The 23674-nt window shown below is 34.9% G+C and carries 3 protein-coding genes; all 3 read right to left on the reverse strand.

Annotation, left to right across the window (positions count from 1 at the left end; all coding sequences use genetic code 11):
- Nucleotides 1-8720 (reverse strand): DUF6443 domain-containing protein (locus ACFSR1_RS04265; RefSeq protein ID WP_378289974.1); only part of this gene is annotated, 8720 nt, incomplete at its 3' end.
- A 32-nt stretch (nucleotides 8721-8752) separates the two neighbouring features.
- The gene (locus tag ACFSR1_RS04270; protein WP_378289976.1) at nucleotides 8753-9472 is read right to left on the reverse strand and encodes a hypothetical protein; all 720 of its coding nucleotides are present in this window, start codon (nucleotides 9470-9472) and stop codon (nucleotides 8753-8755) included.
- Between the two features lie 13 nt (nucleotides 9473-9485).
- Nucleotides 9486-23666: a leucine-rich repeat domain-containing protein gene (locus tag ACFSR1_RS04275; RefSeq protein WP_378289978.1), complete on the reverse strand. Its 14181-nt coding sequence runs from the start codon at nucleotides 23664-23666 to the stop codon at nucleotides 9486-9488.
- Nucleotides 23667-23674 lie beyond the last annotated feature (8 nt).

Below are 23674 nucleotides of genomic sequence, written 5' to 3' on the forward strand. Positions count from 1 at the left end.
TCGGTAATGACACTTAATACATTTCCTAAGTGATTGCTTAATTCATAACGCTTATCTCCTACTTCATTGGTAAACATTTCTGCTAGTGCAGTCTCTTCATCAGTAGTTTTAATACGTTTTTCCTCTAATCCTAATCGGCTGCTACCGTAAATATGATGCTCTGTTAAGAATACGCCTTCTTCATTACCTACCATTCCTTCTACGGGTGCAATCTTTGCTACGATATCTGCTCCAGACTTCAAATGCGTATTAGGTCGTAAAGTAATACCATTTCCTGCCGTGTAACTTACCATAGCTGTTGCTTCTACCACCACTTCTTCAGCCTCTGTACCCACAGTGATCATATCTACTGCTCTGTACTCTTGGTTATCTGCAATATTCTCACCTTTTTGTTCTAGCTCTATTGGATTTACTTCTGGATTTGGTATCCCATCAGAATAAGTATCGTACACAGCCATCGTATTTCCTTGTGCGTCTCTTACATAAAGCGTAGTCTTATTCTCTGGCATCACGGTTTTAGAAATACGGTTTCCTAATCCGTCATATCCAAAACTAATGGTAGTTCCATCATTCTTGGTTACCTTCCTTACTTTACCATCTACACGCCATTCTATTACAAGACCTTCTGCCTTATCTTCTATCAATTGTCCGATCTCGTCATAGATATAATTATCTAGTTCCTGTCCGCTATCGATATCTTTATCATATACTGCATCTATGCTCGGATCATCATATACAGAGCGTAACTGATTGGATAGTTTGTATTTTTTCTTGGTAACAGGATCTACAGTAGCCTCTTCATTGTAATTGTATGTAAAATTATCCATCACCGCACCTGTGTGATCCGTACGCATTAATTTTTCTAAATTTCCATTATTATCGTAGTCATACGTAGTATTATAATTTTCATTGCCACTACCATCATACCCTTGCATTTGTTTGATACGGTTAAGCTGATCGTATTCATATTCATTACGCTGTAATCCCAGCATGGACTCATCATTATCAATCAAACTGGTAATCATCTGTTTGATATTACCATTGTATAGATTCTTACCTGCAGTATTGCCATTGGCAAAAGCTGTAGTACTTGTGTTTCCTACAGAGGTATAATCTCCAGGCCTTGTTGAATCTGTAGCTCCGTAATAGCTAAGAGAGAATCCCATTGCATCTTTGGCAACTTTAGATCCGGCTGCACCATCATTACCCAGATCATAATCCGGAGAAAGGGTTTCTGAGTTTACTCCTTTTAACCAACCTTGTAAGGTGTAGGCGTAATCCATACCTTGTACTTTGGCATTACCCAGTTCGGTTCTGGCTAATGGTCCGTGTGCAAAATACTGATAGGACGCATCTTTCTCCCAGATCATATTATCATCAGAGGTCTGTACGTTAACGATACGATTATCAGCATCATATTCATATTTATGGATGAACTGATCCGGTTTTCCTTTTTGATAAATCACGCGCTGTACATTGCCACTAATCAGGTCATATTCATATTCAAGATTCTTTATTCCGGATATGCTATTTGTAGGGTCTATAGCCATTTGCTTGTTATGCTGTACTACCTCTTTTACATTCCCATGGATATCATACGCATAGAAAATCGCGTTATTATATTGCCTGGTTAAGGTCCCTGGTTCAACAGCATCAAAATAGTAGATACCGGTTACCCTGTTTCTGGAATTATCAACCAGATCATCGTTAGCGTCTGCAACCGTATTAAAAATAGCAGCTGCATTAAAAACCGGTGTGCTATAGATGGTTCTGGTTACCTCTACCTGGTTATCAGAAATATTTTTTGGATAATTATCCTCCAGTCTATTAAGAACCCTTTCATTTTCATCAGTGTTCATTAGTATCCCCGTGCTTTCTTCTATAGCCAAATTAACTTTTGGAATCATTTCTCCTGCTTCGGTAATACGTCCTAACCCATCATAGGTTGTATAACTAAAGGTATTATCTTCTTTTTGTCTTGCATTTTGTGAGGCAATAATTCTACCCAGATCGTCATAGGCAAAACGAGTTATTCCACCATCAGGAGTGTATTGCCATACTAATTGATTAAGTGAGTTGTACTTATACTCGGTTACCAAACGGTGGTTAGGCAATAACGCTGGATTTTCTGTAGCATTGTTTAAAGCTCGGTGCTCATTAATCTGTGCGTGAATCCCGTTTGCATCGAGTTCGTCTTTGGTAAAACGATCGATTCCTGCAGGTGGTACTGTCTGTGTCAAATTACCTGACTGGTCATAATAGTATAAGGTATATTGATACTCCTTATCAAAATAACGCATAGTGAATGCCTCATTAACATTTTTTAAAGCAGCTTTTAGATATGCTTTTTTAAAGGCCAATCGTTTGGCATCCAGAAAATTATTATAGCTATCTGCATTATAAGTTTCGCTTACATTAAGAATAAATTCCTCACAGTCATTTTCATTATCAATAATATCCACCTCTACATCAGGAATTACGGTGATCACTGCAGGCTGACAAGGCAGTTCGTTCTCTGTTAAGTACTCTCCTACAAAATCTACCCAGCTATCTGCATTATCCCCATTTAGCCTTACCTCATCGAAATATGCATCAATCACTCTTTGCGTTGCACTACTTCCAAAATTAAGTCCAGAAGAGGCAAATTCTGCGATAGTCAGAAATTGTAAACTCTCGATCGTGTCGATTTCCAATCTATCAATATAGTATTTATAATCTTCGGTAATTACAGCATATCTGATATCACAGAAATACTCTTGTGTATATAGTTCTGGTAAGGTATAGTCCTGTATACCATTAGCCACGCTTTGTAATACTTGATACGCATCTGTACAACTTACCGGTGCTACGGTTTCAGGAATACACGGTAGACAAGATCCTGGTTCATCTTCGTCTCCTAAGGCTTTTGTACTAAAAGCGAAAGATCTGGATAAAGATTGTTCTTCTGGACATTCTGGAGCAAAAAATCTAGCGGAAGCACCAGCCCCAAAAGGCACTGTTCTTTTGTATTCAGTAGAAATTCTAATTTCTACAGTTCTAATATCATTTGAGTTAGAAATAGGGGTGTATTCTAAATTAAATCTACTTGGGTTACTAAAAGAGCTTGTTCTATTTATGAAATTATAACTATCATTTAATATACCAGAATCAACTGTAAATCTAATACTTAAATTATTTCCTTCATTATCAATATCGTTTATTCTTAGATAATAAAAATCTATCTGGGATGGACTTTTAAACCAGTATACTTGAGATCTATCTAAATATCTTTTTATTGTTTCTGTATTATAAAATTCACAACTATTGGTTGAAGCACAATAATTTATCATGCTCTCATATATGTATTGTTGAAGAAATTCGTTATACTCATTATAAGAAGATAAGTTTACTGGTGTTTCGCTATTAAAATCTCCTCTTGACATTAATTCGTTCAAAAATGGTATCCAATTGTCAATAAAACCATCCAAAAGAGTATTATTACTATTATCACAGTATAAATCTAAAATATCTGGTTCTTCCTCCAAGATATCGAAAAGATCACACTCGAAATAAGTTGGTTGGTTGAAACTATTATCGGCATCTTCTAACAATAATGCTAAAGAATCATAAATTAGAGTGCTATTATCCAATTTAGTAAAATTGGCATCTAATTGACCTAAGGCAGCTCCTCCTCTGGGATCATTTTCATCCTTAAACTTTAATGAATTTAGCGTATTTATAGTATTAAGACCTTCAGTAGTTTCATTAATAAAGTAGACCAATCTGAAATCATAACTTCCTAAACTTATAGTTTGTACCCCTCCGTCTGAATTTAGTCTAGAACCATTCCAAGTGACCAAGGATAAATCGCGGAAATCCACGTCCGAAATTCCACTTGAAACACAATCATTTGTTCGACAATAGGTTCTTAAATTTGCAGTAATGAAATTTTGTAAAAATTGATTGTATTCAGGATATCCTGATAAACTTACATCATCCCTGTAAAAATCTCCTCTGGACAATAATGCATTCATTAAATTTTTAAAATGGAATGCTACTTCAGGTTTTAAAGTAGTTGCTCCTTCTTCACAAGTTAAGAAGTCATTAGGGTCTGTAGGATCTCCACTATCATCTATAACTCCACAACAGGAGAAATTTAGTAGTGTTTTGGCTTCTTTAAAAATTCTACCTTCTATTTTAACCTTAGAAAAGTTAGCATCCAGATAAGTTAAATTAGCAACATTAGATAATCCGCTAAAATTATTAATTGTTTCTCCTATAAATACCCCACTAATCAAATAATCTGATCCAGAAGGTAAATTACCATCCAATATGTAGGTGAGATAGGTCTCTGAATCTGTTTCTATATAACAAGTATTACCAACTGCTCTCCAGTATACATTCTGACCATTAGGAATCTCAAAGAACTCCGGTAGATAGCTGTTTTTATATTCGCTCAAATTCGTGATTTCGTATTCAGAATTTCCGATATTTCCGTTCTGTACCAATGCATTCATCAGTTTTATTAATGCCGATTTAAAACGAGGTTGCTTATCACAATCATTAAACACAGAAGTACCATCTGCTCCGGATCCTAAATCCTGACCAATATCATTACCAGAATTATTAATGGAACATTGTCCTATTCTAGCCTGTGTAGTACCAGATAGCACTATTTCTTCAAAAGAACCGTCGGTGGCATTCGAAGCTTGTACTCTTGCCAAAATTTGGAAACCAAAGGTCTCAGTAGTTGCATTATATGAACCATCCACGTAATACATATTAGTCATACTGGTAATAAACCATTGGTTATTGTATCCATATCCACTCCAAGAATAATTCGAAGAGTTTGCTGTTGCTATTGTTAAGGTTATCGGAGTTCCATTATCGAAAGTTAAGGACAAGGTATTACCATTTGTAGTTCCAGCTACATCAAACGCACCCACCGGAAGTGTACCACCCAAATCTTCAAACAAATCCTTACTTAAATACTGCCCTTTATACGGACGAGTACCTACTAAAGAAACCGGCTCCTGGTTATCATCTAATTCTGTAGCTAATCCATTAAGATATAATTCCATGTCTCTAGCCATTGGGCATAGACCTGTATTGATATAATATTCATAATTGGCCTGATTAATAGTTTCTTGCACCACATCTGCTGTATCTTGCCCCGAATTGTATAAATCATCGATTGGCGGAAAGCGTTTTTCTTTCTCCAAGTACAAATCATTTCCGTTCGAATTACACAAATTATTAGATGGTTGGTTAAACAATCCATTTATAGCACCTGACTGAGGATAATCTGAAATTACAGCCACTAATGATGCAGGCGCCTCATCAACACCAATACAGGTATTGTAGAACCCATTATTATATGCATACAAAGAAGATAAAACGAACTGAATCTTTTGTTTTAATGCCAGATAGTAGGATCTATAGGTCTGCCATACTCTATTTTTATCTTCTGGCGAAAGCTTAGAACCAGATAAAAAATCTCTTAAATCATTAAATCTAGTGAAATCATTAGTACAATCTGACACACTGTTACATACCGCCGTGTTATAAGCCACCTGAAGCATAAAGGTTCCAAAATTATCATAATCATTATTTAATGCGTGCTCCATTAAAGCATTTCGATTGACATAACTCGAACTGGAATTATTCTCATCGATAGCTTGAATTGATCGTTTAAAATAAGGATCGTTGTTAACCAGAATGTACGGTCCTGCAAAAATATCAAATCCTGTTCTTGTTGCTTCTTCATAAGTTTGTAGCCCCATGATGTAATTATTAAAACCATCACTATTCATTCTGGCACTACCGATAGCACCAATCTCTGCACAAACCGCAAAAGAATATTCCAGATAAGTATATTCTGGATGATATATGATCAACGATTCTCCCCAGGAATCTTGCCAATAACTTCTTAATTCATTTATATCCGTGAAAGCAATAAATTGGGGTTCTACATTGTAATAACCTTCTTGCCCTGTAGGTTCTAAATCAAAATCTATTTCTGGATTATCGATTAATGCGGGTTCAAAAACATTATCTCCTAAATCTTTTACTCGGATATAACTGATAAAACCATTTTCATCATAAAAGTGCCCTTTATCAGATCCTAGATCCTTTTCATAGTGAAATGGATTTCTCCAGCTATTTCCATTAGCACTGAATAATATGTTATCTTCTTTGAAAATGCTTAAAGGTTCTAAATTTTCCCAGGTTTGTAGTGTTTCATCTTCTAATACATCTTCGATAAACTGCATTCCGTATTGACCGGCAATACTCATATCTTTTATGAGTCCATCTTTATCATTACTACACGATATTGAGTTTTTGATGACCTCATCTTGATCTCCAGTTCCATCGGTACTAATACCATCAGTTCCAAAGGTTTCTTCACAAGCGGCCAACAATAAATCAAATTCTCTTGTAAAACGCTGTTCTAATAAATCAAGTTCCTCATTGCTGGAGAAGTTTTCGTAGGCTTTTAACTGTTGTTCTACATACGTATTTCTGGCATCAACGACTGTTTCTCCATTCAATATTGCGTTAATACAACTTTCTTTATCTTCTATCGAACATCCTTCTAAGCTTGCTTCCGGAGAAAATGGGGATGGGTCAATATAACATTCCAGATTATTCTCATCAGTAATTCTGGCAATATAATCCTCTGCATATTCTTCTAACTTTTCTTTGTTTATTTTTAACAACTTTGCAATACCAAAAGAACCAGCTTCCATATCTTCTACCTCTTCTTCTAGAGAGAATAATGATAATCCGTTTTCAGTGGATACGGTCTCATTAATTGAATTTGCTAACAGAGACTCTCCTATATCATTCATTACATCTAACTGTAGATCATACACATAAGAATATCCATTAGTACCGTCTGCGCACTCATCGGTGAATTTTAATTCTTTTACATCCAACGTATACTTAAAGAAATAATCTGTAAAATCCGCCGCATTTACCTGTTGGGTTGCATAGAACTTAGCATCCTCTAACGCTCCAAAATTTCCTGTAACGTAGTTGGAGTTACTTTTGGGATCTTCAAAAAGATCAAATGTGATTTGTTCGTGCAGATCATTATTAGTTTCATCAAACAGGGGAATCAAACTTGGAGGACTTCCTCCGGCTAATGCAGTGGCAATTGTTCTCCCCTGCGGATCTATATAACTAATACTTGACTGTCCGTTAGGATCGATAACCACATTTTTCTTATAATGAATCTCATTACCTACGTTATAACCAAAAAGTCTATTTAACTCTTTTTGTTTTGGTTTTCCGTAATAGTAACGCATTTCGTGCTTCGTTCCTAACTGATGATCTGCTCCGACTCCTCCTTTTCTTTTGATACGTCCTGTATTATCAGAAATATACTCAATTTGCGAAAATGGTTTTCCGCTTGCCTGAGCGATACGATCTCTAAAAATAGTGGCAATATCATTATTTATTGAGTAATATTTACTCGCTCCCGAAGCATCGGACATACGGGTTGTCTTAACTTCATTAGGAGATATTTTATCTTCAGTATCAAAATCCTGATAACTATATGGTGCATTGGTTTCGTTTAAGTTGAAATTATCATAATAGCGTATTTCATTTTCATTTACCGGAACTGGTAAAACTTCTATCGCCGGTCTTCCCTGAGCATCATAGATTACCTCTCCGATAATTGCATGGTCATCACTATTGATTTTAGTTACTGTTTGCCGGTTCCTTAGGGTACCATCAAAGTAACTTACCACTTCTTTCTTCTTCCCTTCTTCCGCATAACTGGCCTGAAACTGCCAGTTTTTATTATTCTCATGATCCTGAGTCACTTCTACCACATGTGGCCATTGATCAACTTTTTGTTTTTCATCCAGTCCGCTACTCCACTGACCATACTTATATTTTGAAATATCTTCAAGATATTTACCTACAGCACGAACTCTGAAAATGATATAACCTTTTGAATAAATAAGCGGAATGGAATACGTTGTTTCATCCGTTTGTATTCTAGTATTATCTAATTCGAAATCTCTATTGGATAAATCAATTTGGTCCGGACGTAGAGGGGTAGTAAAATCTTTTGAATAACTATCTACCCAAGTCCATTCTACATCATAACCTACAGCACCAGTTACCGGAAACCAGCTTATCTTAATTTCTTTATCAGTGGCAATATCTTGTGCCGTCGGTAAAGAAACTTGTGGAGTATTTGTAGGATCTAGGTTATAGTAACGATCAGCATTAAAACCAACAGTTAGTGATACATTTTCGGGTATTGAAACATCGGTTTGTAGAGCACTATCTGTATCAATATTTTTATATGTTGTTTTCGTAATTCTCACGGTTGCTCCGTAAACATCTCTTAACAAATGTTTATTTACATTCGTAAAACTTCCTCCAGAGCCAGGTATATTGCTACTTTCTACTTCTAAAACTACTGTTTTAGCCGGTTCTCCTTCGGGAAATAAGGGAGTGATTTCTAATTCCATAGAAAACTTAAACCAAGATGCAACACCTAATTGCTCGTTGACATTTAGTGCTATATATGTCCTAGGATTTACATCCTTGATATCATCATTAGGTAATACAGATTCCTCGAAAACAAATGTTGCATTAGAATTATCTATAATATCGTTAAGCTGACCTGCTGTATACACATCTTCATTCTGAGCGTAACCAATACTGCCGATTGCCAATAACAGTAATAATAATGCTTTATGTAAATTCTTAGTATTCATATTGTTGTATAGTGAGAATTACTATTTATATTTTATTTATTAGATAGGTTTACTACCTTATATCCTTTATATTTTTTGACAGAAGTCATATTGCTTCCAGACCCTTGTACATAATTACTTACTTTATCATTCACCTTGTCTGACATAGTAAGATCGTGTGTAAAGGTTATCTCCAATCTTCCAAAATCTTGTTCTGTTTTTCCATCTTCTATCTTAAAAGGTAATTCCCTGCTAAGAAATAACACTTGTTTTTCCACAAAATGATAATCTTTATTGATATATAATAGGATCTTATCACAAGGAACAAAGGTTGCAGAAGGCTTCACAATTAATTCACAAATCCATTGTTTTTCATTGCTTTTTAAAGAAGCACCTTCATAATATTTCAGAAATCCATTGATATCAATCGGAGTAGATACACCTCTTGAAATTTTATTATATTCAATGGCTTTACTATCGTGGTCAATTACTAAACGAACCTCAGAGAATTCAACAACTTCAGAATTTAATAATTCAAGTTTGGAATACCTTTTATCTTTTGTAAAGTTTCCGCTGTAGCTTTCTGATATATTGTTTCCTGTTTTTCCTCTTAATAGCGTTTGTTTTATTGCTACATTATACCTCGATGTAGTATCGTAAAAACTTGTTACTTTCTCCAAAATTGGTTTTATATCGTTTTTCTCTTGTCCGAAAAAGACCAAAGGAGTTAACAGTATAAAAAAGACTAAATAATATGTTTTCGTTCTATTCATAACAATACAGCTACTAATTATTATTTAATTTAGAATTCCCTGATCTGGTTTCCTGGATTGTATATACTCCTCTTTCTGTTTCTTTCTTCACCCGAATTAGACCACCTTCTTTATCGTATTCGTAAAAAGTAGCGTAATTATTCTCATCCAGTTCTGACTGTAAACGTTGTGTCTCAGGATCATACACAAAAGTTTTCATATTACTATCAAATGGGTGGAATCTAATATCATCAAAGTATACATTCAGATTGGTATCTTCACTTTGAAGAGAAATAGTCATAAATTCTGCATTATTTGGTATTCTAAAATCTGCGGAAATACGTTGCCAACCATCAATGATATTTCCTTTTGGCCTAAAACTTATAGAAGCCCCATCTGGTAATTCTTTTCCTTCTCTATCCGTATAGGTAATGTTTAATAAAGAATTGGCATACGTCATAGCCTGATAATCAGGATCAGGAACGTATGTATTGAAGTCTACAGATTCTTTTAAAACATTAGAAACCGGAATACTCTGAGTATAATTTATGCTTATGGGAATAATCACTATTACAGTGTTATAAGTGAAGTTAGTATTTACACATAAACCTTCTGTACACGTCTGTACACCGGTAAAATCAATACTTATAGTATCTTCATTTCCAATAATTGGAAAACTATAGTAGATATTATTGGATGTAAAACTATTTAAGGGAGTTTTATATGAAAAAGTAGTTTCACCTTCTTCATCAAAGGAAAACGAAAAACCTACCGTTCTTACAAACCCACCTTGATCCTCTTTGACCGGTTTCAGATTATAAATCGTAAGGTTATCAATACCTGTAGTTTTAATATAAGGAACTAAGTCATCATAGGTTCTGTCCTCCGGAGAAGGTATGTAAACCGGCGGAACCGGAGTCTGAGTAACAATAATATCCTTTAGTTCATTTAGAAGCTTTGCAAAAAGCTCACTTATCTCAGAATAATTTTTTGTTTCTGTAGAAGCTATAGTAACTCCATTTTCTCTTACCCATCCACTCACTACATATTTATCACCGGGTTGCGGTCTAAATTTCTCACAACTGAAATATTGCGGTGGTAATTCAGGAAGGATTCGTACACGTACGACTAAACGGTCAATACTTCTACAAGTTCCAGAAACACTAGTTTGATCTGCATAGTATATACCTCCATCTTCCAAAGGTTCATCAAGAGATAGTTGAACTCCATTACCATCATACCATATAACACCAGTACCGATTGCTACAAGATTTCTAACCGTTGCTCCATCGTTAGTATAGATTGTTTGTTCTGAAGCTCCAATAGGAGCTGATACAGATATAAGAGAAACATATACAGAGATTCTCTCCGAAACTGAGTTGTCACCAGTATTCTGGCTTACATAATAAAATCCAGAATTCTCTATTCTGGTATCTTCACTTAAAGCAGTATCCGAATCTATTGAATCGTACCAACTGATAGTGTATGAAGGATCTGAAGGAATAGCGACTAAATCACCTATTGTTGGTGAATCAGAAGCACATAAAACTTGTATTCCGTCTACATCAAGAGGACTTAATTTTATTTCTACTTCAACTGCTAATCTACAATCTAATCCATTGTGACCTGCATAATATGTATAGCCATTAATTAATTCTACATTCTCCTGCAATGGTATTTGATCCATTGGAGAAGAAAACCATTGCACATTATTACCTGTTACTTCTAAATCTGCAACAGTAGGATTATTTGAAACATCAAAAACCTGGAGGGTATTTCCTGAAGGGATTCCTTCATTTATAATTACACGTACGGGTTTTCTTCCTGTAAATTGAGAACTTTCTGCCCAGTATACATTTGTTGAAGGAATTCCGTTTCCGCCAACCAAAAGAATATCTTCTGGAGAGTATTGATACCCATTCACCTCACTACTATACCATAAAACATCTGTTGCTCCCTCTGGTGGCAATAAATCACCAACCGTGGGATCATCAAACATACTACAAAAACTTTGCGTATCATAAACTATGTCATCCGGACATCCTGTATCATTACCAGTTAATTGTGATAGTTTAATCCCATCAATTAACATATACACATATGTAGTAGATTTCGTCTTATTTGTAGAAGAAGCATTAAACTCTAGTTTAGCTTCTGTGGTGTTAGCAATAAAATCTAATGTCGATTTCTGCCATACAGGATTTTCTGTAACCACCATATATGCAGAATATTGAATTTGATCTCCAAAAATTACTTTCCATCTTGCTTCTTCAAGTCCTTCTGTGGCATTAAAATTACCAGTCACATTAGATTGATAAAACTCAATTCTATATGTTTCTCCTATATTAAGTCCATTAAGATTAGTATAAAAAGATTCTAACTCATTAGTATTTAAAGATTTTGCAATTGCACCCGCAGCAACTCCGTTATCCGGAGAAGGTTGAAGATTCTTTGCAATACCACTATGCGATGCGTTAAATGGAAACTTCCAGGTATCAGCAGAACCTTTTCCATTAATCCATTGTCCACAGGTAACATTGCTGTTATGCCCATAAGTACTGGCTATAGATTCGCAATTTTCAAAAGATCCATCAACATACTGATCGAGTATATTACAATCCGTAACCACACCTTCGATTCTTACTGCTACACGGAGTCTACATTTACTATTTCCATTTGCTGCGTAGTAATATGTATTATGTACTAAAGGTGTATCATTAGATAGAGTAACTTCACCATTTTCCGAAAGATACCATTGGATATTAAGTCCTGTTACTTGTAAGTCCGCTACTGTAGGCGCATCTGCTTCATCAAAAATCTGAATTGTATCTCCTGTTGGTACTTGATCATCCAAAATTATACTTACCGGTACTCTTGGAAGTGATGGATTGGCATCTGATTGCGCCCACCATATTGCGGATTCCAGAATTACATATTCTGGAAACACAAGTGCCTTATCCAATTCGGTCCTATGCCAGGAGGCCGTACTTCCTAGAAATGGTGATTGTAAATCTCCAATAGTTACATCACCGTTGAGTATACAGAAACGTTGGATTGCTATATCATCACATTTTTCTTTGATAATAATCTGCACCGCTACTCTTGGGTTTGAAGAGCTTCCTTCTGCCCAAAGTGTAACAGTTTCGGTAATCTGCATTGCAGATGGTAACGGAGCACCACCCGTTTCATTTTCAAACCAAGCAATAGAATTTGGGAAAGGAGACTCTAGGTCATTAATGGTAACAATACCATTTTCTATACAAAATTCCTGAATTAAATTATCAAGACAATCGGCTCCTTCTTTAATAACAATTCTAACTTCTACACGAGGGTTCGAAGAGCTTCCTTCTGCCCAAAGTGTCACAGTTTCAGTAATCTCCATTGCAGATGGTAGCGGAGCGCCACCAGTTTCATTTTCAAACCAGGCAATAGAATTTGGGAAAGGAGACTCTAAATCATTAATTGTCGGTACTCCCTCAGAAAGACAAAATTCTTGTATTAATGGATCAATAGGATCACAATTCTGTTTGATTACTTTGATTCCATCAATTAAAAGATTATAATAAAATACATTCTCTACAACATTTATTAAAGATCCAAATGATGAAAAACTTAACTCTTGTTGTGTAGCTGTAGGGACAAATGTAATCTCTTGTTTCTCCCATACCAAAGGAACCGAAATAGCAGAAATTGACTGGATCGGAATTAAATCACTACTTTTTGTTTCACTTCCAAAACTTACATTCCATTGTGCTAAAATATTTTCTGAATTTGGAACGGTTGTATTCCCTAAAACATCAAAACTACCTCCTTGTGACTGGTAAAAACTTATGGTATATGTCTTACCAATTTCAAGATTATTTAATGTGGTTTTAAAACCTTGTCTTTTGGTTAAGTTTGATGTTCCTCTTCCATGAGTAACTAATGCTGATGCAAAGATTCCTCCATCAGGTGACTGTCTTGCATGGGATGTCATTACTGGATTTAGATCACTTACCGGATCGCTCAAATCTACAATCCAAGTACTTGGTGAAGAAAGACTGTTGATCGGTTCCCATCCACTGCACTCAATATTATTATTGTAACCAGATTGTGTGGATCCAGATACTAAAGCACAATCTTGGAAACTTCCATCTACAACACCCTCTAATACATCACAATCTCCATCTTCCGATGTATCAATAGTTACCAAAACCTTTAGCCTACAAATGCTACTGCCTTCTGCAGCATAATAAGAGGCGTTACTGATTAGTTCAGTACTACTAGCCAAAGGAATCTCTCCTGATTCTGAAGAATACCACTGAATATTAGAACCTGTAGCTTGTAAATCAGCTACTGTTGGATTATTAACAGCATTAAATATCTGAGTAGATGGACCCGCTGGAGTTCCACTTTCTAAAATCACCTTCACTCCAGCTCGTGGTAATAAAGGATTATTGTTAGAGCGTGCCCAATAAACAAAATCATTAACCAATGGTTCGTCTGGTAAAAATGCCGCATCACTATTTTCTCCGGTAAACCAGGTAACTGTAGTATTAGGTATTGGAGATATTAAATCGGCAACAGTAGCTGGTGTTTCGTTGTCTGCACAAAAACGTTGTTCTGTTATATCATTGGTACAATCTCCACCAACTTTAGTAACTTTTATACCATCAATTAATATATGGTAAAGTACTTGGGTATCAAAATTCCCTAATTCTGTAGCTTTTGATGGGAAGAAATCAATCTCTTCATTTGTTCCGGTTGCTGTGAAGCTCATCTTTATTAGATCCCATTTAGGAGCAACATCGATTTTTTCCATATCTTCAATTATCATCAAAGGAGCCGCTTTAGCAGTGCCACTTAAGCCTCCCCATCGAACCGCCCACGAATTACTGACCAAAGAAGTACCAGCACCCTTGCTACCTCCATTAGACTGGTAAAATGAAACCTCATACTCAGCTCCTATCTCTAAATTCTGCAAGGTCGTTTTTAGACCTGACAGGTATCCAACAGGACTGTTTTCTGTTATGTTTATTCTAAACGATGCAAAAGCAGCGCCATTTGGAGAAGGTTCTAATAAATTAGTTATTTCAACATTTTGATTAGAATCAACCAGCGGGCTTATTTTCCAAGTAGAAAGTAAATTATTTAAATTAATGGGATTCCAATTGCTACAGTCTACAGTATAATTAGGCTCTTCGTAATTTGTTACGGAGGCCACGCCGAAGCAGCTTTCAAAACTTCCATCAGCAACACCTTCTAATACATCACAATCTCCGTCGTCGACTGTATTAATAGTTACTAAAATCTGTAACCTACAAATGCTACTACCTTCTGCGGCATAATAAGAGGTATTACTGATTAGTTCAGTACTACTAGCCAAAGGAATCTCTCCTGATTCTGAAGAATACCACTGAATATTAGAACCTGTAGCTTGTAAATCAGCTACTGTTGGATTATTAACAGCATTAAATATCTGAGTAGATGGACCCGCTGGAGTTCCACTTTCTAAAATCACCTTCACTCCAGCTCGTGGTAATAAAGGATTATTGTTAGAGCGTGCCCAATAAATAAAATCATTAACCAATGGTTCGTCTGGTAAAAAGGCCGCATCACTATTTTCTTCGGTAAACCAGGTAACTGTAGTATTAGGTATTGGAGATATTAGATCACCAACAGTAGCTGGTGCTTCATTGTCTGCGCAAAAACGTTGTTCAGTTATATCATTGGCACAATCTCCACCAACATTAGTAACTTTTATACCATCAATAAGCATATAGTATTGTGTGAAAGATTGCATGTCATTACGAGAAAAGTTAGGTGTAAATGATAAATTCAATGATGTAGTTTGAGCAGTAAATTCCATAACAACCTCTTCCCACAAAGGAGATTCTATTGGGAATAATGGATTACTATTTTTCTCTTGATTTTCAAATTTAACTGTCCACCAACCACTACCATCTGCAATTGAAGATATATATGTGGAACCATTTGCTTGATAAAAACTTATTTTATAAGTACTACCAATTTTTAAATCCGTTAATGAAGTATAAAAACCGACTGATTCCCCATTTATAATGTTCAGTATATTAGACTGCATCCCTGCAAAAACTCCTCCATTAGGAGAGCTCACCACATTAGTTGAAATTGGTCTACGATTATTTAAAGGATTTGAACTAAGTTGTACTGGTGCTATCCAGGTATTAGTTAGTCCATCTGGATCTATCCAATTACTGCAAATAACCTCATCATTACCATTATAATTCCCACCAGTGCTAGCTACACTTGCACAGCTTTCAAAACTCCCATCAGCAATGCCTTCTAATACATCACAACCATCAGGATCTGTATTTCCTAATACTAATGTTATTTTGTTTCTGGTTAAAGTTAATCCATCAATCACACTATTAGTTGCTGTAAAGTAGTATTCGCCAAGATCAGAAGCTGTAATGTTATCAATGGTGATTTGCGGTAATGTAGTTTCTATAAGTACGTCTGTACCTTTATACCAAGTATAGGTGTTGTTAATACTTGTTAATTGAGTGGTTGATAAAGTTACAGATCCTCCTAATTGTACTTCTATGGTTTGTTCCTGATCTACCTTAGCCTGGGGGGAATATGTAAAGCCTGTAAGATTATTTTTTAAAGAGACATAATATGATTCAAAATCGCTAAACACAAAATTGTTAGTATTAATTCCTAAAGAATTTAATACATCATTAGTTGCAGACAATTCTAAACCACTTGGAATGGGTCCAGATAAGTTGTTATCATTTAATACGAAAGTGACCAACTTTGGCAAATCTCCTAAAGATAAGGGTAAAGAGCCTGATAATTGATTTCTTGACAAATACAAGGCTACTAACTGTGATAGGTTACCTAAACTTTCTGGTATTTCTCCAGTAATCATATTTTCTTCAACCGATAAAAATGTTAGGTTAGATAGCTGTCCCAAAGAATCAGGAATACTACTACTTAAAGAATTTTTAGATAGATTAATAACTGTTAATTGAGAAAGGTTTCCTAATTCAGAAGGTATCGCTCCAATTAATCCATTCTGATTTAAATACAAATATCTTAAACTCCTTAATAAACCTAACTCTCCAGGAATAAAACTTGTCAAGTTATTATTTGATAAGTTCAAATAATCCAGATTAATTAATTGGCTAATTTCTACCGGAATTTCATCTTCAAAATTATTCTCTGACAAATCTAGATAGGTTAATAAAGTAAAGTAACCTATATCTACCGTATCAATTGACCCAGAAAAATTGTTTTGTCTAAGATTTAAAATTCCCAACTTTTCATTCTGAGAAATAACTCTGGATAACTCCCCAGAAAAATTATTTGCACTTAAGTTTAGAACCTCAAGATTTCTTAAAGTACCTATCTCACTTAAATCACCTTTTAAAGAATTTGTCTCTAAATTTAAATTCACTAAGCTCGATAAATCTCCAAAAATCACTGTAGAAATATCACCAAGAAGGTTATTGGATCTAAGGTCTAATTCTGTTACTTTTCCATCAACCACAGTTACTCCATACCAATCACAAACGGGTGCATCGGTTAACCAATTGGTATTATTAATCCAATTAGCACCGTCAGTACTATTATATAAATCAATTAATGCCTGCTTTTCTGCAGCCGAAACTCCACAGGTATCTTCTGTTACTGTAAGGGTGATTGGATTACGCTCTAACGTAAGTCCGGTAACTACTGTATTAGTAGCTGTAAAATGGTATACGCCAGCATCTGCCGTAGTAGCATTGGTGATCACATAATCCCTTAATCCTCCGGCATCAGTGTCAATCATAATACCATCCTTAAACCAACGATATTGATTGTTAGCACTTGTTAATGCAGTACTTGTCAATGTAATCGAACCGCCTTCGGTAACGTCCAAGGTTTCCGTTTGGTCTACTTTGGCTTGAGGGGCGTATCTAAAATCCAAATTTGAAACAGGTTGAAATAGTTCGAATTTGGGCTCAAAATTTGAAAAAACAAAACCATTATTGTGCAAGTAGAGAGCCGTTTGTAAATTACTTAAATCAAAAAGATGGCTTATTTCTCCTCTAAACTTGTTATCATTAAGTCTTAAATCTGTCAGACCAGATAAATTGAGAATTTCTTCATCAATAAATCCTTCAAAATTATTCCTACCGAGATCTATTCGCGTAATTGTAGGAATTTGAAATATTTCATTGGGTATCTCACCACTAAGAATATTACTCCTTAAATGCAAAAATTGTAAATTAACTAACTTTCTAATATTAGGTGAAATATTACCAGAAAGGCTATTGGAATAAAGCCTTAAAATTTCAAGATATTCTAAGTTATAAATTGAGTCTGAAATTTCACCTGTTAGATTATTACCATTAAGATCTAGCCAAACAATCTTAGCATCTCTAACAGTCACCCCATACCAATCACAAACCGGAGCATCTGTTAACCAATTGGTATTATTCGTCCAGTTAGCACCATCTGTACTATTATATAAATCAATTAATGCTTGTTTTTCTGATTCAGAAACACCACAAGTATCTACTACCGGTGTTACTGTGAGTGTGATTGGGTTACGTTCTAGAGTAAGATCTGCTACCACACTATTAGTCGCTGTAAAATGATACACACCTGCATCTGCTTCTGATGCATCTGTGATTACTAAATCTTTGCTGGTTGCTCCTGTGATTTCGGTAGTCGTACCATTAACAGTTTTATACCATTGGTAACTATTATTTTCACTTGTTAATGCAGTACTTGTTAAAGTAATTGTACCATTTTCTTCTACAGAAAGTGTTTCGGTTTGGTCTACTTTGGCTTGAGGTGAGTACCTGAAAGTGGTTAGTTTATTTTTTAACGCATCAAACTCGGCTTCCATTTCTTCAAAAACAAAATTGTTTTCCTGAATACTTAAAGTTTTAAAAGAAGTTACTTCTTTTAAACTTGGCGGAATAGCACCTTCCAAAAAATTACTATTAACATTTAGAGCAGTTAATCTGGGCAGAGAACCAATTTCATTGGGAATCACTCCAGTTATTCTATTATTATTTAAGTATATAAAGGTAGTTTTGAAAAAATTTCCAATAGAAACAGGTATAGTTCCTTCTAAGTTATTGTAACCTAAGTTTAGAACTATGATATTACGTAAACTACCTATATCATTTGGTATACTTCCTTCAATCTGATTTTCATGAAGATATAAATATTCTAATCTCAAAAGTGAAGTAATACTACTTGGGATTGCCCCTGTAAGATTGTTATCATTTAAATAAAAGTTAGTAAGATTTGTTAAATTCCCAATGCTCTGTGGTATCGCTCCTGTTAGTGAATTGGAGTTTAAATAAAGTTTTTTGAGATTAGATAGAGATCCTATCTCATTAGGTATCATACCATTTAGCTTGTTTAATGCTAATGATAAATATTCTATTGATGTTAAATCCTGAATAGTTGATGGAATTTGACCTACCAAGTTATTATTTCCTAACCTTAATTCTATTACCTTTCCATCTACAACCGTTACTCCATACCAATCACAAACCGGAGCATCTGTTAACCAATTGGTATTATTCGTCCAATTAGAACCATCTGTGCTATTATATAAATCAATTAATGCTTGCTTTTCTGATTCAGAAACTCCACAGGTGTTTGCATTTATTGTTATTAATGTAGATTCCTGTGTTAACGTTACACCTGGGAACGTAGGGTTAGTAATTTGTAGTTTGTAGATTCCCGCATCATCTACATCTATATTTTCTTTACTATAATCTTTGCTAGTAATCCCTGTAGTAACAAATGTAGCTCCACCATCATCCGATTTAAACCATGCGTATTGATTATTGGCTTCTAATAATCGTTCATTTGCTAAAATTGTTAAAGTATCGCCTTGTGAGATTGTTTGATCCGGTGCAGCTTCCAAAGGGGCTTGAAAGTTATACGAAAAGGCTGCATCATTATAAGATGCTTGAAAATCATCGAATACAAAATTGTTATGAAACACAAAAACCTTTGTTAAAGAACTAACCCCAAACAGAGGAAGCTTTCCAGAAAATTTGTTGTTATTTATATGAAAATCTCTCATTAAACTAGAATCAGTAAATATATCTGGAATTTGGCCTTCCAAATTATTCTCACTAAAATCTAATCTTATTAACTTTTCAAGTTTTGGCCCTACTGGTATTGAACCAAAAATTTGATTTCTTTCTATGTATAGTCTTTCAATATTCAAAAGCTTTGTAAAGCCATAAGCTGGAAATTCACCATTTAACTCATTATCTTGTACATATAAGTTTTGCAGGTTTGGCATGTATTTACCAAAATCAAAAACACCTGTTAAACCGTTATTACTTATAATCAACTTTGTTAAACTAGTATTTACATAATCAAAATCAGTAGTAAACTCTTCGGTAAGATTACAACTCCAAACTTCCAATGAACTTATATTTGGCAACTCAAACAAAAAAGAGACACCACCAGTTATACCTATATTACCACCTAAACTAAGTGCAATTATATTGGTTAAATTAGAAAATGTAGATGGTATATCCCCTTCTAATTTATTACTGGCAAGACTTAAATTATTTAAATTAGTAAGATTACCGATACTTTCTGGTAACACTCCGCTAATCTCATTACCATATAGGTAAAGTAATTTTAAATTAGACAAATTACCTATCTGATCCGGGATAGTAGAAGAGATACTATTAGTATTTAAATGTAATTGCTCTAAGTTTATTAAGTCACCAATTTCATTAGGTAATACACCTACAAGATTATTATCACCTAAAAACAACCTTGTTACTTTACAATCCTCTACTATTACCCCTGCCCACTCAGAAACTGGCTCATTAGATAACCAGTTAACATTGTTGGTCCAGTTTGCTCCGTCTGTACTATTAAATAATGCTACCAACGCCGCTTTTTCTTCCGCAGATACACAATCCGCAACACCTTCTGTAACTGTTAAGGTAATCGGATTACGTTCTAAAGTTAGATCAGTTAGGACACTATTAGTCGCGGTAAAATAATATGCTCCTGCATTCGTAGCTGATGCATTTTCAATTACTAAATCTTTGTTTGTTGCTCCAGAAATTGCAACACCATCTTTAAACCATTGATAACTATTATTTGGACTTGTAAGTTCTGCAGTTGTTAAAGTAATAGATTCTCCCGTCCTTATAGATACCGCTTCTATTTCATCTACTTTGGCTTGAGGGTTGTATGCATATGTTCGGAAAGAACTTAAATAATCTGGATGTTCACTTTCAAAATTTGAAAAAACATATTGGTTATTCTGAATCTGGAAGGATGATAAACTTGGTAAGTCTTTTATACTCTTAGGAATATCTCCGGATAATTGATTGTTATGCAAATAAAGTCCCGTTAATGTAGTAAGGTTTCCAATCTCTGTTGGCACGGATCCAGATAGCTCATTAAACGATAAAACCAATTCACTGATATTTGGTAAAGATCCTAGAGATGCCGGAATTGATCCTGAAAGCTTGTTATTATAAACATGTATTCTAATTAAAGCTGTCATTTGTCCCATTTCTGTAGGAATAGGACCAGACAGTTGATTATCTTGTATGTAAAGAGATGTCAAACTACCTAATTGCCCAATCTCTGAGGGGATTCGACCAGATAATTCATTATAAGATGCGACCATCTCTCTAAGGTTTAATAAATTACCTATAGTAGCTGGTATAGAACCAGTAAGTCGATTAGTATGAATATATAAATGAGTTAAGCTAGTCATCTGCCCTAATTCATTAGGGATTTCCCCTTCTAATTGGTTCTGATTAAGATACAACGATTCTAAACTAGATAATTGACCAAAACTTGTAGGTATTGTTCCCGTAAGTCGGTTTACACTAAAATTTAATCCTATAAGATTTTGTAAATTACCCAATTCACTAGGAATAGACCCTGTCAATGCATTATAGTTAAGATCTATTATTATTAATTTTAATAAATTACCTAAAGTAGCAGGTATTTCTCCTCCTATTGCATTTCTAAATAAGATAAGACGTTCCAGGTTACTAAGGTTACCAAGAGATGCCGGAATAGTACCTGATAATTGATTTGCGAATAAAGACAGGTTTATTAAATTCGATAAATTCCCCAAAGATGATGGAATATTGCCTGTAAAACCATTAGAACCTAAATTCAACACTTTGAGTGCTGCCATACTACCAATTGATTGCGGAATGTCTCCAGTAATGGCATTACGTTCTAACGTAAAAGTTTCAACATTTACAAGGTTGTCGAATACATCAGGAAGTGGTCCTCTGATCCTATTGATTACCATTACGATACTCTTAAGGTGAATTAGATTTCCAAAAGTCGCCGGAATCGCGCCATCAAGTCCATTATTAGAAAAACTCAATCCGGTTACCTTACCATCAACCACAGTAACTCCTGCCCAATCACAAACCGGAGCGTCTGTTAACCAGTTGGTATTATTAGTCCAGTTAGGACCATCTGTGCTATTATATAAATCAATTAATGCTTGTTTTTCTGCTTCTGATACCCCACAACCGATCTCTAACGTTATTGGATTACGTGTTAAAGTAAGATCAGTTATACCACTATTAGTAGCTGTAAAATAATATACTCCTGTATCTGTATCTTTAGCACTACTGATCACTAAATTTTTATTAGTGGCGCCTGGAATTGCTACATTATTTTTATACCATTGGTAACTATTATTAGTGCTCGTTAGATCATTACTGGACAAAGTAATAGCTTCTCCTGCTGCTATAGAGATAGTTTCAATCTCATCAACCTTAGCTTGTGTTAGGTAATTGAAAGCTGTAAGATCACTTTGATAAACAGGGAACTCTGCTTCAAAATCATTAAATACAAAATTGTTCCTGTCTAATGTTAATGTATTTAATATATCGGATGATGCCAATATTCCAAAATTAGCTGGCACTGATCCTGATAATTGATTCGTAGATAAACCTAAAGTAGTTAGTTTTGTTAAATTACCTAATTCTGCAGGAATACTACCGCTAAATTGATTTCTATACAGTTGTAAAACTTTTAAGTTTGATAGATTACCAAAGGTGTTTGGTATTTCGCCTGTAAAAGCATTACTGGATAAATCCAAAGTTTCCAAGTTTATTAAACTACCTAATTCTGGCGGAATAGTACCACTTAATGGATTACGTGCTACACTTAAGCTTGTTAAATTAGTCATCATCCCCAATTCTGAAGGAATAGATCCGGTTAACTGATTTAAGCTTAAATTAAGTGCTGTTAAATTAGCAAGGTTGCTTAATGATGCTGGAATAGTTCCCGACAACGCATTTCTAGTTAACCCTAGCTGTGTCAACGCAGTAAGGTTTCCTATTTCTGCAGGAATAGATCCATCTAGCAGATTTATTGCCAAATTCAAATAAGTAAGGGATGTCAAATTCCCTAAAGATGCAGGAATATCACCAGTAAATTTATTACTTGAAAGATCAAGCGAGGTTAAATTTGTTAAGTTACTTAGTTCTTCAGGTATTGTTCCGCTTAATCCATTACGCGCCAAACTTAAATTGGTCAAATTGGTCATTGTCGTTAGCGCAGTTGGGATGGATCCGGTTAATTGATTCAAACTTAGGTTAAGCGCTGTTAAATTTACAAGATTACTCAAGGATGCGGGAATAGATCCTGTCAAGGCATTTCTAGTTAAGCCCAATTGTGTTAAACCAACTAGATTACCAAGTTCTACAGGTATGACACCATCAAGATTATTTACTGACAGATTTAAATACGTAAGCAATGTTAAATTCCCTAAAGACGCAGGAACATCTCCAGTCAATATGTTTCCTCCAAGATCTAGAGATTGTAATTTTGTTAAATTACCAATCGTAGAAGGAATATTTCCTGATAAACCATAGCTTCGGGTAATAGTCAGGGCTGTCAGATGTACTAAATCTCCAATTGAATTAGGCAACGAACCAGCAACTCCTCCTCCAAAAAGATAGATTCTTGTCACTTTATTATCAACAACCGTCACTCCAAACCAATCACTCACCGGTGATGCAGGATCATTAACTAACCAAGGACGATCTCCTGATAAAGTATTCGCCCAATTATCACCATCCGTAGCATTGTATAAATCAATTAACGCCTGACGCTCTGCTGGAGATACCTGAGCTATTAGAGTATTGGATATCATACTCATTATACATATTAGTATGAGAATACTTTTTACTCTGTATGTAATATATGTTAAGTCTTTCATATATCTTT

This window comes from Aquimarina rubra, from assembly GCF_042684305.1.
Taxonomy (GTDB): Bacteria; Bacteroidota; Bacteroidia; order Flavobacteriales; family Flavobacteriaceae; genus Aquimarina; species Aquimarina rubra.

What these genes read in the sequence shown, in the direction of transcription:
- ACFSR1_RS04270 (WP_378289976.1), bottom strand. Translation starts at nt 9,472, where the DNA reads ATGAATAGAACGAAAACATATTATTTAGTCTTTTTTATACTGTTAACT.
- ACFSR1_RS04275 (WP_378289978.1), bottom strand. Translation starts at nt 23,666, where the DNA reads ATGAAAGACTTAACATATATTACATACAGAGTAAAAAGTATTCTCATA.